The following is a 16535-nucleotide window of genomic DNA, read 5'->3' as shown; positions in this document are numbered from 1 at the left end:
AAAAAAAGATAATTCCATAAGAAGATTAAATTGTCATGCCTGAATTGATTTCAGATCTATTTATTGCTCCGGTTCCGGCGCGGCTGCGCGAGCCTACGCCGGTTGCCACCGTCATCATCGACACGGAAGAGGATTTCGACTGGCTGACGCCGGTCGAGGGTACGCCGTTTGACACGGCCTATCTGCATCACCTCGATCAACTGAGCCCCATCCTGCGCGCCTATGGCGCCGTTCCCACGCTGCTGCTGACCTACCCCGTTCTCGAGAATCCGAAAATCGTGACCCAGTTGCGGCGGATGGCGGAGCGTGGCGATTGCGCCCTCGGCCTGCAGCTTCACGCCTGGATCACGCCCCCTTTCGCCGGGCAGCCGCGCTCGGACCTGTCGTTCGCGAGCAATCTCGATTCTGAAATCGAGGCGCAGAAGCTGGAGAATCTCCACGAGAAGTTCGTGGACTGTTTCGCGATGCCGCCAACCGTGTTCCGCTCCGGCCGCTATGGCCTCGGCCCCCATACCGCGCGGCTGATCAGCAAACTCGGCGTCTCGATCGATACCAGCCTTGCGCCGAGAACCTCGATGGCCGGCGAGGGCGGGCTCGATTACAGCGCGATCGATTTCGAGCCGTTCTGGTTTGGCGATGACCGGAAGCTCCTGGAATTGCCGCTCTGCCGGTCGGTCATCGGCTGGGGCCGGGCGTTCGGCCGCGCGGCTTACAGGTGGATCAACCAGCCGGGCCGCCGGCGGCAGATCCTTGGCGCGGCGCTGGCCCGCCTCGGCTGCGCCGAACGCGTGACGCTCTCGCCCGAGGGCAATGGCGCGGGGGCGGCGCGGCGTCTGACCGACGCCCTGCTCGCGCGGGAGCAGCGCATTTTCCCGCTCAGCTTCCATAGCTCCTCGATCTGGCCGGGCCGGAACCCCTATGTGCGGAGCCGGCGCGACCTGCATCATTTCTACGACGACCTGTCGGCCATGCTGACCGATCTCGCGGACCGGACGGGTTGCCGGTTCGTCCGGACCGATGCCATTCCCGGCCTGCTCGCCCCCGCCGGGCCGCAGCCGATGACCGCGGCGCGGTGATGGCCGGTGGCCGCGTCCTGCTGATCGCCAACAATTTCCCGCCGGTGCGCGGCGGCTCGGCGCTCGTCTACAGCGAACTCGCCCGCCATGCGAACGGCATGGTCGAGGTTCTCGCCCCCCGCACCCATTACGCCGACGATCTGCCGCTGATCGGCTGGCGCGAGCATGACCGGCAGGCCCCGTTCCGCGTGACGCGGCTGATGCTGCTGCGCACGCCTTTGCGCCAGTCGGGCGATGAACCCCCGATCGCCCGGCTGCGCTTCATCGCCTATGACCTCGCCCTGCGGCTGGCGGTGCTCGGCCGCCTCGTCGCGATTCTGGCGACGCGGCCGATCAGTGCGGTCTGCGTCGGCGAATTGATGTCCGGCGCCTGGATCCTGCGGGTGCTGCGGTTCTGGCCGGGACTGCGCCGCGTGGCCTATGTGCATGGCGAGGAAATCACCACCGACGACAATTACGACCCGAGCGGACGCCGCCGCCGCGCCGCGCTCGCCGCCGCCGATGTCATCATCGTGGTCAGCCGCTTCACCTTTGATACCGTGGCATCGATGCTGCCGGGCGCGCGGGACCGGATCCGGCTCATCGAGAATGGCGTCGATTTCGATCGATTCGCTCCCGCGCCGGGCGGCCCGCGCGGCGACCTGATCGAACGCCATGGCCTGCGGGGGCATTTCGTGTTCGTCTCCGTCTGCCGGCTGCTGGAAAAGAAGGGCATCGACAACGCGATCCGCGCCTTCGCGACGCTGCATCGCGCAGATCCGGCGCTGCGGTTCCTGGTGGTGGGCGACGGGCCCTATGCCGGAACGCTGGCGCAGATCGCCGTGGGTGAGGGCGTGGGCGAGGCGGTGGTGTTCGCGGGGGACGTGCCGGATGCCGACCTCGCCGATCATTACCGTCTCGGCGACGTGTTCGTGATGCCCAACCGGGCGCTCGCCTCCGGCGATACGGAGGGGTTCGGCCTCGTGTTCCTGGAAGCCAATGCCGCCGGCCTGCCGGTGATCGCCGGCCGCGACGGCGGCAGCCCCGCCGCCGTGCGCGACGGCGAGAACGGGCTGCTGGTCGACGGTCATTCGGTTCCGGCGATCGCCGCGGCGATGCGCCGCCTGCGCGAGGACGCGGCGCTGCGCGCGCGGCTGGCCGAAGGCGGGCGCGCCCGCGCGAGCCGATCCGACTGGCGGCTGAAGGCGGCCGAATTCATCGCCGCGTGTCATGACGGCGCACGGCCATGAGCGGGGCGGCGGGCATCATGCCCTGGCCCGGCGCCGGAGCGATGGGCTTTGCCGATCCGGCGCGGAACCTGTTCGGCAGTTTTCTGTGGTTCGACATGATCGCCGGGGCGGCGCGGCCGCGTGATCTGGTGCCCGCCATGCTGACACAAGATGGGGCGAGCCTGCCGCTATGGTGCCGCTCACGGGCCGGCGCGCTGGTGCCGGTGGCCGGGCTGAACAGCCCCTATACGCTCGTGTTCCGGCCGGGCGGTCACGATCCATCCGCTGTCGCCCGCAATCTCATGGGCCAGGTGCGCGGCATCGTCCGGCTCGACGCGCTCGACCCGGACGATCCGGCCATCGCCGCGCTGGAACGGGCCGCCGCGGCGCATGGCCTCGCGGTCAGCCGGTTCGATCATTTCAGCAACTGGTTCATGCCGGTGGATGGCGATTTCGAGCGTTGGCTCTCCGGGCGGCCGGGGGCGCTGCGCAATACCATCCGCCGGCGGATGCGGGCCGCCGGCGCGTTGCGGTTCCGCTGCTTCGGCTTCGGCGCGGCGTCGCCGGGCGACGGCCCGGAGCCGGAGCCGGTCGATCTCGATCAGGCCGTCGCGCAGTTCGACGGGGTTTATGACCGATCATGGAAGCCCGCCGAGCCCTTCGCCGGGATCAACGCGCGGATCATGCGCGGGCTGGCGGGCGCGGGGCTGCTGCGCGCCGGCATTCTCGCCGATGACGACGGGCCGATCGCCGCGCAATACTGGGCGATCAGCGGCGGCCGCGCCTATCTGCTCAAGCTGGCGCATGTCGAGGGCGCTGTGGCGCGCTCGCCCGGAACGGTTCTGACGGCGCTGATGATCAGGTCGATCCTCGCCGCCGACACCGTGGATCACCTCGATTTCGGGCGCGGCGACGATCGCTACAAGCGCGACTGGGTTTCCCGGCACCGGACCATGGCCGGGCTGCTGCTGATCAATCCGCGCAGCGCCGCCGGCCTTGCCATGCTCGCCCGCGAGCGGCTCGGCGCCCTGCGCCGCGCCCGCCGGCGGCGCGGCCAGACAACCGGCGTTCCCTCATGAAAATTCTCTACAGCCACCGGATCCAGTCGCGCGACGGCCAGTCCGTGCATCTCGAGGACCTGATCGCCGCGTTCCGGCGGGCCGGGCACGAGGTCCTGGTGGTCGGCCCCGGCGCCTATGCCGCGTCGCGCTTCGGCGATTCGGGTGGCGCGGCCGGCGCGCTGCGCCGGCTGCTGCCCGCCGCCATCGGCGAACTCGCCGAGCTGGCCTATAATCTTCCCGCCTTCTGGCGCCTGTGGCGCGCGGTGCGGACATTCCGCCCCGACCTGATCTACGAACGCTACAACCTGTTTTTCCTCGCCGGCGCCTGGGCCGCGCGGCTGTGCCGTTGCCGCTATTTCGTCGAGGTCAATTCCCCGCTGGCCGACGAGCGCGCGCAGCATGGCGGCCTGCGCCTGCAGGCGGTGGCGCGCGCCGGGGAACGTGCCGTCTGGCGCGCCGCGGACCGGGTTTTCGCCGTCACCCGGGTGCTGGGCGACATACTCGTGGCCGAGGGCGCGCCGGCCGACCGCATCACGATCACGCCGAACGGCGTCGATATCGGCCGGTTTCCCGAACCGGACCGCGCCGCCGCGCATACGCCGGTGCTCGGGTTCATCGGCTTCGTCCGCCCCTGGCACGGGCTCGACCTGATCATCGACGACATGGCTCGCGACAGCGCCCTGCCGCTCGACCTCGTGATCGCCGGCACCGGGCCCGCGCTGCCCGACCTGCGGGCCCGCGCCGCCGCCCTCGGAATCGAGAACCGGGTGCGCTTCGCCGGGCTGGTCGACCGCGAGGCGGTTCCGGCCCTTCTCGCCGGCATCGATATCGCGCTGCAGCCCGCCTCCGTCGCCTATGCCTCGCCGCTGAAGCTGTTCGAATACATGGCCGCGGGCTGCGCCATCGTCGCCCCCGACCAGCCCAATATCCGCGAGGTGCTGACCCACGAGCGCAACGCGCTGCTGGTCGATCCGGGGGATCGGGCGGCGCTGTGGCGCGCGGTGCGCCGGCTTGCCGCCGACCCGGCGCTGCGCGGCCGCCTCAGCCGCGCCGCGCGCGCGGAGGTGCTGTCGCACCCCTATCTCTGGGACGAGAATGCGGCGCGCATCATCGCCCTCGCCACGCGCTCATGACGCCGCCCGCCGCGATGCTGATCCTGCATGTCTTCCCGAGTTTCGCCGTCGGCGGCGCGCAGATGCGCATGGCGACGCTGGCCAACCGCTTCGGCGCGCGGTTCCGCCACGCGATCGTAGCACTCGACCGGCAGACCGTCTGCCGCGGCCATCTCGACCCCGGCCTCGACGTCACCTTCATCGATCCGCCGGCGTCGGCCCCCTCGCTGCCCGGGCGGCTGCGCCGCATCCGCGCGATGCTGCGGGAGATCGGCCCGGACCTGTTGATCACGAGCAACTGGGGATCGATCGAATGGGCGATGGCCCGATCGCTCGCCGGGATTCGCCGGCATATCCATACCGAGGACGGTTTCGGGCCGGAGGAGCGCCAGAGCCAGTTGCGCCGCCGCGTCCTCACGCGGCGGATCGCGCTGCGGCGCAGCGAGGTGGTCGTGCCCTCGTCGACGCTGAACGACATCGCCCGGCAGGTCTGGCGCCTGCCGCCGCGGCGCCTCCACTACATCGCCAACGGCATCGACCTCGAGCGCTTTCATCCCGCCGCGCCGGCCCGGACCGAGGGGAGCGGGCTGACGGTGCTCTGCGTCGCCGGATTGCGGGCGGAGAAAAATCTCGGCCGGTTGCTGCGCGCGCTCGCTCTGGCCGACCTGACGCCGCGGCCGCGCCTGCTCATCGCCGGTGACGGCCCCGAGGGTGCCGCGCTGCGGGATCTCGCCGCCCGCCTGTCGCTGGATGTCGAATTTCTCGGCGACATCGCCGATCCGGCGCCGCTCTATCGCGCGGCGGATCTGTTCGCGCTGTCCTCGGACACCGAGCAGATGCCGCTCTCCGTGATCGAGGCGATGGCGAGCGGGCTGCCCGTGATCGCGACGGCGGTGGGCGATATTCGCGCCATGGTTTCCGAACAAAACCGGCCTCTGCTCGCCCATTGCAGCGACGAGGCGCTGGCCGGCGCCTTCAGGGCGGCCGGGACGATGGATTTGACCGTGATCGGCGCGGCCAATCGCCGCCGGGCCGAGACGCTGTTCGATGTGGCGCGGATGACGGCGGACTGGCTCGGCCTCCTCGCGCCCTGCGCGCCTAATGGAGACCTCAGACCCAGATGATCAATCCGAGAATGACGGCCCAGGCCGCGACCGAGACGAGAAAAATCAGCAGCGCCGCCTTCGGCCAGGCGAGCCGTTCAGCATCCTCGCGGCGCATGTGTCTTGCCGCGGCACTCAGACGCGACAGCATTCCGATCTCAATTCACCCGCGATGCTTGTTGAAACGACGTCTTACATTCGCCTCACAAGACGCATTGTCAATGTGAAATTATGATATAATTATAGCGAAATTCAACTATGACCTATTATTGTTTTGTATCGTAAAAAAACCGTGAAAGCTTCCATTTTTGACAATGACGATATGACCGGTCTCGGACATTTGGCCCCATGTGCGGCCTGACCGGATTATTTCGGAGCGACGCTGTTTTTGCCCGGTCCGGTCCGGTCGATGGCGCCCTTCTCCAGCGCATGACCGATGCGATCGCGCATCGCGGCCCCGACTCCGAAGGGCTCGCGCTCGACGGGCAGATCGGGCTCGGCTTCCGCCGGCTTGCGGTGATCGACCTGGCCGGCAGCCCGCAGCCGATGCACAGCGCCGACGGGGCGCAGACCATCGTGTTCAACGGGGAAATCTACAATTTCCGGCAGCTTGCCGCCGAACTGGCGGTATTGGGCCAGAGCTTCCGCACGCGGGGGGACACCGAAACCATCCTCAATGGCTGGCGCCAATGGGGTGCGGGGGTGCTCGACCGGCTCGATGGCATGTTCGCCTTCGCGCTGTGGGACCGGCGGACGCGCCAGCTTCTGCTCGCCCGCGACCGGATCGGCAAGAAGCCCCTCTATTACGGCACGGCGCCGGACGGCACGCTGGCTTTCGGCTCGGAACTCGCCGCGCTCAGGCCGGTGCCGGGCCTGACCGACCGGCTCGACCCGACGGCGATCGAGGATTTTCTTGCCCTCGGCTATATTCCCGACCCGGCCTCCGCATTCCGCGACATCCGCAAGTTGCCGCCCGCCCATGCGATGCTGATCGAGGCCGACCGGCCGCTGCCGGCCCCGTTCCGCTACTGGAGCCTGCCGCGCGCCCATCCGCCGGCCGACGCGCGCGAGGCCGCCGACGTCATGGGCGGATTGTTCGAGGATGCCGTGGCGCGGCGAATGATCGCCGATGTGCCGCTCGGCGCGTTCCTGTCGGGTGGCATCGATTCGGGCTGCGTCGTCGCGCTCGCGGCGCGCCGGACCGACCGGCCGCTCCGCTGCTTCACGATCGGCTTCCCCGAGGCCGACGAACGGGAGGCCGCCAGCGAGATCGCCCGCCACTGCGGGGCCGAGCACGAAACCGCGGAGATGTCGGCTCACACCATCCTCGGCGATGCCGCGGCCCAGGCCGCGATGTTCGGCGAACCGTTCGGCGATCATTCCTCGGTGCCGAGCCGCGCCGTCGCGGCCCTGGCGCGGCGTCACGTCACCGTCGCCCTGTCCGGCGACGGTGGCGATGAGGCGTTCGGCGGGTATCGGCGATACCGGTTCCATCATCTTACCGACGCGGCGCGGCGCATGCTGCCCGGGCCGGTGCGACGCCACGTGATCGGCACGATCGCCCGCGCCTATCCGAAGCTCGACGCCGCGCCGCGCTGGCTGCGGGCGAAATCGACGCTTACCGAACTCAGCCTCGACTCCGCCGAGGCGTATTATCGCAGCGTCGGCCGCAGCGAGGCCGCGACGCGCCACGGTTTGTTCAGCGCCGGCTTCCGCCGCGATATCGAGGGTCACGACCCCGCCACGCGCTTTCATGCCGTCGCCGCCGACCATGAGGACGACGATGCGCTGCGCGTGGCCCAGCGGATCGACCTCGAAACCTGGCTGCCCGGGGACATCCTGGTCAAGACCGACCGCACGAGCATGGCGGTCGGTCTCGAGGTGCGATGCCCGCTGCTCGACCCGACGCTGCTGGCTTTCGGCTTGGCGCTGCCGGCGGATCTGAAGCTGCGCGGCGGCCGCGGCAAGGCGATCCTGCGCGATGTGGCGGCGTCGCTGCTGCCCGCCTCGGTCATGAATCGCCCGAAACAGGGGTTCGCCGCCACGCTCGGCCCGGACATGCGCAAGGCGGCGCCGCAGTTGCGGAAGATGCTCTGCGGCCCGCAGTCCGCCCTCCTGGCCAGCACCTGGTTCGATGGCCCCGCCGTGGCCCGCCTGCTCGATGCCCATGCGAGCGGCCGGCGCGACCATACCGCGCTGCTCTGGCACCTTCTGGTGCTCGACAGCTTCCTGGCCGACTGGCAGCACCAGCGCCGGGTGCCCCATGACAGCTGACCCTGGATCCGCCGGCCCGCGGGACGGCACGGCCTCGCAGGACGCCGGCCTCGCCAGCCTGGCCGGCGAAGGCTCGATCCTCAGCCGCACGGCGCGCGGCGCCGGATGGGTGATCGGCTGGCGGTTCTGCACCCGGTTCATCGGCCTGTTCAGCACGCTGATCCTGGTGCGTCTGCTCACGCCGGCCGATTTCGGCATTGTCGCGCTCGCCACCAGTTTCGTTCAGGGCTTTGGCCAGCTGTGCGACGTCGGTGTTGAAGATGCGATCATTCGCGATCCTCACCCCGACCGCGCCCTTTATGATACGGGCTTTACCATCAACCTGATTCGCGGCCTCGCAGTGGCGCTGGTGCTGCTGATCGGCGCCTTCCCGATCGCCACCCTGTTCCACAATCCAAATCTGGCGCCGGTGCTGCTGGCCGTGGCAGGAATCAGCGCGCTGGGCGCGATGGAGAATATCGGCGTCGTCGATTTCCGCCGGTTCATCGCCTTCGACCGCGAATTCGTCCTGAAGATCATCCCACGCGTCGTCCAGACGGCCATTGGCATCACGCTCAGCTTCATCCTGCGTTCCTACTGGGCGCTGATCATCGCGCTGCTGACCAACCAGGCGATCACCACCATCATGACCTATCGGTTGCACCCCTACCGCCCGCGGCTCAGCCTGACCGCCTGGCGCCGCATGGCCAACTATTCCGCATGGATCTGGATGAATAGCCTGATTTCGCAGCTCAATTCGAACGGCACCAATTTCATCATCGGTAAAATGCTCGGCGTCGGAGCCGTCGGCATTTTCGGCCTCGGCAACGAAATTGCCGGTCTGCCCAATACTGAATTGGTCGCCCCACTCTGCCGTTCGGCCTTCTCCGGCTTCGCCCATGCGCAGGCCGATGACGACAATGGAGCCAGCCTGCTGCTGCGCCTGCTCGCGTTGATGACCATCATCGCCCTGCCCGCCGGGCTCGGCCTGTCGCTGACCGCCTATCCCATCGTGCAACTCGGGTTCGGCAAGAACTGGATCGGCGCCGTGCCGCTGCTTCAGATCATCGGCATCGCAAATGCATTCAGCATCTTCGGCATGATCAGCGGAGTGGTGTTCAGCGTGAGGGCCTGGATGAAAGCCCTATTCAAACTTGGAGCGGCCGTCACCCTCACGCGCCTCGGCCTGATCATCGTGCTGTTGCCCGTTTATGGCCTCCCCGGCGCAGCCATTGCCATTGCACTGACCGACATCGTCAACCAGTTGGTCCTTATCGTCGTGACCGTTCATCGGCTGGACCTGTCGCTGGGTACCGTGCTTGGCCGGATCTGGCGCAGCATCGCCGCCGCCGCATTGATGACCGCGCTGCTGGTAACACTGCATCTCGGTTGGAGCGATGAACCGGGCACCGACCGCTGGCAGGCGATCCATCTCGGTGCGGCCGTCATGATCGGTGCGATCAGCTATACCGCATCGCTGATCGGCCTATGGCTTCTGGCCGGCCGGCCAGAGGGTGCCGAACGCGACCTGCTCGATTTTCTTCGTGCGATGCTCCGGCGCATCGAGACAAGGCGGCTTCCGGCATGAAACGTCTTTACCTCGTTTTCGCTCTCGCCGCCGTCGTCCTCCCGCGCGGAGCTCGTGCGCAGAGCTTTGTGATGGCGCCGCCCGTGCCTCGCGCTCCGGGTGCGCTGACAGGCGTCGTGCTTGAAAACACGACGCACCACGCCCTGCCGCCGCGCCTGATCACTTTTGCCGCCATGTTCGCTGACGGCGCCCTGCCCCGCGGCACCGGCATCAGTGCGGGCGCGCTGCCGGCACAGGCCGATGTGAAGCTGCGCTATCCGGACGGCTCGGCCAAATTCGCGGTCATCACCCTGCAAACACCGCCTATCGCCGCCGCCGCCAATGCCAGCCTGCTCCTGCGCGCAAACGGCCGCGCCGCCCGCGGTACAGTGGCGATCGCACCGGCGCTGGCCGCCCATCCGATCACCATCAAGGCCGTGATCACGCCCAAAGGCGGAACACCCCAAACCTTCACGATCGACCTCAGCCGCTGGTATCGACGCGCCCAGGCAGCAGATCGTTTGTCAACCTGGTTGCAAGGCCCGCTGGCCCACCAGGTCCGGCTCAGCCGCACGCTGGCCAGTTCGCTCCGCCTCGTGGTCGATCTGACGGCCTATCGCAGCGGCGCGATCGGCGCGGACATCCAGTTCGACAATGACCGCGCCATGACATCGTCGGGCGGTGCCATGCGCGAAACCGTCAGCATCAGCCTCGGCGGAAAGACGATCTATCGCGTCGGCCCGCTGGCGGAGCACCAATATCAGGACTGGCACGTCGTCCTGCGTACCGATGGCCGCGTGCCGATCAACGTGGTGCATGACATCGCAGCGCTGGAGCGTCTGGGCGCGATTCCCCATTATGCGTTGCACCCAGGGGCGGCACCCAGCCTGCTGGTGGGATATCGGCGCGCAATCATGCAACCGGGTTGGGACGCTCCGCTCGCCGCCGATGGCGTGACCAAATATATGCCGACCACGGGCGGACGCGGCAGCATTGGCCCCACCACCCGCGCCAACGCGGTCTGGCTGATCAGCCAGAACCCGATTGCCGCGGAGTATGCGATCGGGCAGGCCGATGCCGCCGGCGCCGTTCCCTGGCACATGTGGTATCCGAAAGCCGGCAATTTCCTGACCACAGCCGATTTTCCGAATATCTGGACCGATCCGCGCGGCGGCCCGCATTCCTACACGACTGGCCTCACGCAGCAGGTGGGAAATACCGGCTGGACCCCAGACGCCTCCCATCAGCCAGACCTTGCCTACATTCCCTACCTGCTGACCGGGCGCCGCTACTATCTCGACCAGCTGAACGCCCAGGCCAGCTTCGCCGAGACCGACTTCTGGCCCGCGGCGCAGGCTCGCAACGGCGGCGAAGGGATTGTCGTCGGGTCGGGCAATCAGGTGCGGGGGGCGGCGTGGGACCTCCGTGAAATCGCCGAGGCCGCCTACATCAACCCCGACCACAGCACCATGCGCCGCTACTTTGCCCGCATGGTCGCCAACAACTTGGATTTTCTCCGCCGCAAAATCCCCATCTGGCAGGCCCGCGAAGGCGAGGCTTATGGATATGTACCCGGCGCCTATGGCAATGGCGCATCAATGGCCCCGTGGCAGCAGGATTTCTTCGCCACCACGATGAGCCGCCTCGCCCGGTTTGGGGAGCAAGGCGCGCGCGTCGTGGTGCGCTGGCAGACCCATTTCCTCGCAAATTCACTGCTCCCGCTCGCCCGCGGCTTCAACCCGCATGACGGCATTGCCTATAACCTGGCGACCTACGACCCCTCGACCCACCAATATTTCACCAGCTGGGCTGCGATCCGTCGCGCGACCGAGCGAGGCGGCCAAGCCAACGGCACGGGCTGGTCGCACAGCCAGGGCTATTACGCCCAGACCCGCCTTGCCGCGCTCGCCGGGATCATCAACACGACCCACTCCGCCCGGGCACGCGCGGCCTATCACTGGCTCGATCACGCCAACGCCCCGGAAACCAGCCCGGAGGCGCACGCCGAGCAGCCGCAATACTGGATCGTCCCCGATCAGCACTCATAATTCATCAGCAATATCGACGAGGGCGTTCTCATGTTTCACCGCATCCGCGACATCTCCAACCGCGCAGGCCTCAACCGCGTACTCCGACGCATTCTCGACACAAGGCCGATTGCGGCGAGCGGCAAGGAACTGCTGATTTTCAGTGCCGTGTCCCATCACGACCTGCTGATGTATCTTGCGGCGGTGAAATCGCTCGCGCGCTTCCTGCCGGCGCCTGGCGTCGTCGCGTTGAATGACGGTTCGCTTACCGCCGCCGATATCGCGGTGCTGCAACATCACCTCCCCGGCATCCGCATCGTGCTGGGGCCGGACGTCAACACCGGTCGCGTGCCCGCTGACCTGATGTGGCAGCGCCTGTTCTGGTCGGTCAGGTTGGCCGAGGACGCCTACGTGATCCAGCTTGATGCCGACACGCTCGCTCTCGCGCGCCCCAGCGCCCTGCTCGATGCGATCGCCGGGGGCAAGAGCTTCATTCTCGGCACGTCCGAGTGCCGATCGATCGAACCCATCCCCACCCGGACGGCGGCGGTCCTCGATAACCCATCAAGACATATTCAGGTCACCGCCGAGCGGGCGATGATCAACCTGCCCGACGCTCAAGCGAAGCGCTATATCCGCGGGTCTGCCGGGCTGTATGGCCTGGCACCCGATCATGTCCATCACGCTGATCCGGAAAACCTGTTCGTTGCGATGAACAAGCTGACTAACGGCCGGTTCATCGAATATGGCTCAGAACAATTTGCGGCCAACTACCTCGTGGCGAATGCGCCCCGTTCCGTCGCCCTGCCATTCCCGACCTATGCCGTCCATGACATCCGTGATGATCTGACCGGTGCGATCTTCCTGCATTTCATCGGATCATACCGATTTCACAATGGCGCCTATGCCCGCGCGGCGCGTGCCGTCATCGCCGATCTCGCATGACGGTTGCGCAACCCGCTCTCGTCATCATCATCCTGCATTATGGTAGCATCACCGATACCCGCGACTGCCTCGCCGCGTTGACGCCCGGCCTGCCGGCCGACTGGCGGGTTCTGGTCATCGATAATGGCACCGGGACGGGGGCGGCCGACACGCTGGGCCGCGAGTTTCCGAGTATCGACACTGTCACCCTGCCGGCCAATCAAGGTTGGGCCGGCGGCAATAATGTCGGGATCGCGTGGGCACGATCGCGCGGCGCAAGGGCCGTCTGCCTGCTGAACAACGACACGCTGGCCGCCGTCGGCGCGTTCGCGCCCCTGCTCGGCGCGCTCGATCAGGTTGGAGACTGCCTGTTGCACCCCGCCATCGATTACGGCGATCCTGGGGATGGTATCCAGCTTGACCCCGCCCAGAATCCCTCCAGCGCGGCACTTCAAGGCCAGCCGCACCTTTACCCGCTTGATTTCGCCTACGGTGCCTGCCTGATGATCCCGTGTTCCGTGTTCGACCGGGTCGGGATGTTTGACGAACGGTTTTTTCTTCAGCTCGAGGAGACCGATTTCTTTCTCCGTGCGAAGGCGCTCGGCATACCGAGCCTGTGCCTCAATTCCGCGCGGATCATCCATTTCGAGTCGCGCAGCTTCGGCGCCCGCATGACGCCCCGCAAACTGTATTATATCGCGCGCAATAAGTTCCTGTTGTGGGAAAAGCATGATCGCTCCCCGATCGGCCTGTTCCGCGTCATTCGCGACCTATACTGGCAAGCCGCCAAGGAATCCGCAGCCCCGCTGCTCTGGCTCGTCTCCGGTCAGCAGGGCGCCAAATCGATACGTGCCGGCGTTTTTGACTATTTTCGCCGACGCTTCGGCGCCGCATCCAACCGCTAATCGACTGCTTGAATTGGTGGATAATACCACTGCCCCTATCGTCACCGCACTGACTTGGCCTATCGATGAACGCCCCGGGCTATGATCATAAGTACGGATACCCTGGCGTAACTGCGCCTGGCAGTGAATTTTATCGCCTCTACTCTTTCACAACCGAGCATCGGTAAATCACATGAATAAACGTGGCTATACTGTCATGAATAAATCGACATCGACCTATCTGGATCTGATCCGCTTTGTCGCGGCTTTCATCGTCTTCGCAAGCCATGCCGCTGGCGCTCGGCTGACAGGCCACTGGAAGGCGACGACCTTCACCGGCGCGCTACGCCTTTCCGGCATGACCGCGCCCTTCGTCTACGACGGCCCCATGAACGGCGCCGTGTTCCGCGCCTATGTCGAGCAGGTTCTGGTCCCAACCCTGACGCCGGGCCATGTCACAATCATGGACAATTTGCCGGCGCACAAGGCCGCCGGCGTGCGCGACGCAATCGAACAGGCCGGCGCGAAGCTCTTGTTCCTCCCGCCATATTTGCCGGATTTCAACCCGATTGAAAACGCCTTCTCAAAGCTTAAGGCCATGCTGCGAGCCAAGGCGGAAAGAACGATCAACGCACTCTGGGACACGGTCGGAAAACTCGTCGACCAATTCTCACCACGCGAGTGCGCCAACTATTTTAGCGCCGCAGAATATGAATCAGATTAAAACGGACGTGCTCTAAATTCAATGATATGCTTTTCTGCCGATGATGCGGCGGATGAACAGGTCGCTCTTTCGTCAAAATAACCAATCAAAATAGCCAATCGCTCTTGTCCTGGCGATAGTTTCGGGGAAGATACAGTAACCGCTCGCACGTGATCCCGCTCATTTCCGCGGCGATTATTGAAATCCTGTCTTTCAAAGGTAGTCATATGATTTCTAGCACACATACGCCGAACGTCCGCTGGCTGCCAAACTACATCAAGGCCTTTGGCCCCCTCGCGGGGTTATCAATGATGTGGCGGGTGGCCAGCCTTGACCGCGCAGGTAGGGATACGCCCGCGCCGATCATCGTCCCGGAACTCGGGGAAATCTGGCTGCGCGCCGCATTGCATGATCATTCGATCTTCCAGCAAGTCTGGGTCAAGCGCGAATACGATCTCGCCCTGGCGGCACCCGGTCATTTCCCTGCGCTGAGACAACGCTACCAGGCAACGCTTGAACGCGGAGGCAAGCCACTGATCCTCGATGCGGGTGCCCATATCGGGGTGAGCGTCCTGTGGTGGCGCCATCTGTTCCCCGAGGCCTGGATCGTCGCGATCGAACCGTCTTTAGCCAATCTGGCCGTGCTCAAACGTAACGTGGCACAGCTGAAAGACGTGATCGTCCTGCATGCGGCGTTGTCCGCCGAGGCCGGGTCGCTGAAGATCGCCAACAAGGTGGCCGGCGGCTCGGCCGTCAGGGTTAAGGCCGAAGGAACGGGCGAAGACGTTCCCGCCATCACGGTGGCACAGGTGCTCGAGCAAGCCGAGGCCGAGGAAATACTGCTTGCGAAAATCGACATCGAAGGCGGTGAAGCTGCGTTGTTTGCCGCTAATCTCGCCTGGCTGGACCAGACTCATGCGCTGGTCGTCGAAACCCATGACTGGCTTTACCCGGGCGAGGGCACCAGCCGCTCGCTCTTCGCGGCGATCGCGGCAAGACATTTCGACTTCCTAACCCATGGCGAGAACATCCTGCTATTCAGGTGCTGAAGCCGGCACAGCGTGCGGGCTGCGCACCGCTGACCGGCAAGTCTACGCTGAACCGGCTGGACCTGAGCCGTATTGTCCATGATCATGACATCGCCCGGCGTCAGGGTTGGGACCCGCACCTGCTCGACATGGGCGCGGAACACGGCACCGTTCATGGGGCCGTCATAGACGAAGGGCGCGGTCATGCCGGAAAGGCGTGGCGCGCCGGTGAAGGTCGTTGTCTTCCAGTGGCCATGCGGCACGCCGGCCCGGCAGCGCTCGCAGCGTGGCGCTCGGCCTCGCAAACGGGCCATCTTCGTCGATAGTCCGGTCTCGTCGATGAAGATCAGCTTCGCCGGATCGAGATCGATCTTGCCGTCGAACCAGGCACGGCGACGCTTCAGGAGATCCGGCCGGCCTTGCTCCGGTACGTGTGCGGACTTTTTTTAAACGTCCAGCCGCGCCTACGCAGCTAGATGCTGAGCGCGCTACGGCCAATCGACACCGCCCGATCAGCCGCAAGCCGTTCGACCATCTCGTTCAGCGTGATGTCCTTGCGGTCCTCAATCAGCCCGACAAGAAACGCTGCGTGCCCATCCAGGCTCGAACCCCGCCGCCGCCCCTGCAGCCGCGGCGTTCCTTCGCCAACCTTCGTCCGCGCGATCCACCGGATCGCACTTGATATCCCAACCCCAAACCGCGCCGCCGCTTGCCGCGCCGACATCCCTTCCGCCGAAGCCCTTAGCTTAGGGCCCAGGACCGCAGATCGTCACTCAGTGCTCTCGCCATCATCCACCTCAATCAAAGTGAATGTTGAATCAGCCAAACCCTCCGGTGTCACTTCACATTCGACTCATCGATCAATGGACGTGCCCTAGATTTGAAGCCTGGCCCAATTTGAAATCCTTCTGGAGACAAAAAGACCCGAATAAAACAAAAAATGTATCTGCTCATCCTGGTCCGTCGATAAGTTGAATCGATTGTGAATTGACGTGACCACGGCGGATACGATTCGACGGGAGGCGTGAACGAGCTTCCTGACCTGTCTCTCCTATCGCACGCTGAGAAAGACGCGCTGATCCGCGCGCTATGGGACGCGTTGCAATCATCCGAGCGCAGGAACGCGGAACTGGCAATCCGGCTTTCGGATGCGGAACGCCGGATTGCGGAGTTGGAGGCGCGGCTAAACGAACCGCCGAAGCGGCCGGACAATTCGAGCCTGCCGCCATCGCGCGGGCAGAAGCCAAACCGGCCCGAGAAAAGTCCGCGCAAGGGGCCCCGCAAAGGCAGTCTCGGCCGTGAGGGTGGCGGTCGCTTGCTTGCCGAGAACCCCGATCAGACGGTGATCGCGAAGGCGGCGCATTGCCAGCACTGCCGTGCCGGGCTGACTGACGCGGATCAGCGCCTCGCGCAGCGCTACGACAAGATCGATCTGCCGCCGATCAAGCCGGTCGTCACCCGCGTCGAACGCTATGCCGGCCATTGTCCGTGCTGTGGGGCGACCACGCTGGCAGCCGTCCCGGAAGGCATGGAGACCGGCACACCATTCAGCCTCAACCTCGTGGCTCTCGCGATCTACTTGCGCGTCA

At 65.9% G+C, this 16535-nt stretch carries 14 protein-coding genes and 2 pseudogenes; 13 read left to right on the top strand and 3 right to left on the bottom strand.

Going from position 1 to position 16535, the window contains the following annotated elements:
• Positions 1-35: 35 nt before the first annotated feature.
• From RT91_RS16235 to RT91_RS16215, 5 genes are read left to right on the top strand one after another with little or no spacing between them, the layout of a single operon-like run.
• Entirely contained in the window at positions 36-1076 is a 1041-nt protein-coding gene (locus tag RT91_RS16235; protein ID WP_011942501.1) for a polysaccharide deacetylase family protein, read from the top strand.
• A complete protein-coding gene (locus RT91_RS16230; RefSeq protein ID WP_035188470.1) occupies positions 1076-2305 on the top strand; it encodes a glycosyltransferase family 4 protein in 1230 nt (409 codons plus the stop codon). Before RT91_RS16235 ends, RT91_RS16230 begins: the two co-directional genes overlap by 1 nt.
• A complete protein-coding gene (locus tag RT91_RS16225) occupies positions 2302-3363 on the top strand; it encodes a GNAT family N-acetyltransferase (protein ID WP_035188466.1) in 1062 nt (353 codons plus the stop codon). Before RT91_RS16230 ends, RT91_RS16225 begins: the two co-directional genes overlap by 4 nt.
• Positions 3360-4478 carry a glycosyltransferase family 4 protein gene (locus tag RT91_RS16220; RefSeq protein WP_035188463.1) on the top strand — a complete coding sequence of 373 codons (1119 nt, stop codon included), beginning with the start codon at positions 3360-3362 and terminating at the stop codon, positions 4476-4478. Before RT91_RS16225 ends, RT91_RS16220 begins: the two co-directional genes overlap by 4 nt.
• A complete protein-coding gene (locus tag RT91_RS16215; protein ID WP_035188462.1) occupies positions 4475-5581 on the top strand; it encodes a glycosyltransferase in 1107 nt (368 codons plus the stop codon). The genes RT91_RS16220 and RT91_RS16215 overlap by 4 nt, the downstream gene beginning before the upstream one ends.
• Here RT91_RS16215 and RT91_RS22200 read toward each other — a convergent pair.
• Entirely contained in the window at positions 5568-5711 is a 144-nt protein-coding gene (locus tag RT91_RS22200) for a hypothetical protein (RefSeq protein WP_007421449.1), read from the bottom strand. The genes RT91_RS16215 and RT91_RS22200 overlap by 14 nt on opposite strands.
• Before the next feature lie 197 nt (positions 5712-5908).
• Here RT91_RS22200 and asnB point away from each other — a divergent pair, with 197 nt between their 5' ends.
• Genes asnB through RT91_RS16200 form a run of 3 tightly spaced genes read left to right on the top strand, consistent with a single transcriptional unit; the run spans position 5909 to position 11428 of the window.
• Entirely contained in the window at positions 5909-7834 is a 1926-nt protein-coding gene (gene asnB, locus RT91_RS16210) for an asparagine synthase (glutamine-hydrolyzing) (protein ID WP_035188459.1), read from the top strand.
• Positions 7824-9401: a lipopolysaccharide biosynthesis protein gene (locus RT91_RS16205; RefSeq protein WP_035188457.1), complete on the top strand. Its 1578-nt coding sequence runs from the start codon at positions 7824-7826 to the stop codon at positions 9399-9401. The genes asnB and RT91_RS16205 overlap by 11 nt, the downstream gene beginning before the upstream one ends.
• Positions 9398-11428 carry a hypothetical protein gene (locus RT91_RS16200; RefSeq protein ID WP_035188455.1) on the top strand — a complete coding sequence of 677 codons (2031 nt, stop codon included), beginning with the start codon at positions 9398-9400 and terminating at the stop codon, positions 11426-11428. The genes RT91_RS16205 and RT91_RS16200 overlap by 4 nt, the downstream gene beginning before the upstream one ends.
• On the opposite strand, the gene RT91_RS21615 is transcribed toward RT91_RS16200, so the two are convergent.
• Complete coding sequence (locus tag RT91_RS21615) at positions 11423-11704, bottom strand: hypothetical protein (protein ID WP_152982855.1); 282 nt, start codon at positions 11702-11704, stop codon at positions 11423-11425. The genes RT91_RS16200 and RT91_RS21615 overlap by 6 nt on opposite strands.
• 21 nt (positions 11705-11725) lie before the next feature.
• Here RT91_RS21615 and RT91_RS16195 point away from each other — a divergent pair, with 21 nt between their 5' ends.
• The 4 genes and pseudogenes from RT91_RS16195 (at position 11726) to RT91_RS16180 (ending at position 14967) form a co-directional block, all read left to right on the top strand.
• A complete protein-coding gene (locus RT91_RS16195; protein WP_152982854.1) occupies positions 11726-12352 on the top strand; it encodes a hypothetical protein in 627 nt (208 codons plus the stop codon).
• Complete coding sequence (locus RT91_RS16190; protein WP_035188451.1) at positions 12349-13236, top strand: glycosyltransferase family 2 protein; 888 nt, start codon at positions 12349-12351, stop codon at positions 13234-13236. The genes RT91_RS16195 and RT91_RS16190 overlap by 4 nt, the downstream gene beginning before the upstream one ends.
• A gap of 289 nt (positions 13237-13525) precedes the next feature.
• A pseudogene (locus tag RT91_RS16185) lies at positions 13526-13939 on the top strand (transposase); the annotation flags it as partial.
• 149 nt (positions 13940-14088) lie between these two features.
• Complete coding sequence (locus RT91_RS16180; RefSeq protein ID WP_152982853.1) at positions 14089-14967, top strand: FkbM family methyltransferase; 879 nt, start codon at positions 14089-14091, stop codon at positions 14965-14967.
• A gap of 8 nt (positions 14968-14975) precedes the next feature.
• On the opposite strand, the pseudogene RT91_RS21610 reads toward RT91_RS16180, so the two are convergent.
• Positions 14976-15735 (bottom strand): annotated as a pseudogene (locus tag RT91_RS21610) (IS630 family transposase); the annotation flags it as partial.
• 235 nt (positions 15736-15970) lie between these two features.
• On the opposite strand from RT91_RS21610, the gene RT91_RS16170 reads away from it, so the two are divergent.
• Positions 15971-16535: DUF6444 domain-containing protein (locus RT91_RS16170; RefSeq protein ID WP_240314128.1), on the top strand; the 565-nt coding region annotated here is incomplete at its 3' end.

The sequence above is a fragment of the Acidiphilium sp. JA12-A1 genome, assembly GCF_000724705.2.
Classification (GTDB): Bacteria; Pseudomonadota; Alphaproteobacteria; order Acetobacterales; family Acetobacteraceae; genus Acidiphilium; species Acidiphilium multivorum.
Note: the sequence above shows the minus strand (reverse complement) of the source record. Positions and strands in the feature narration are given on the sequence as shown.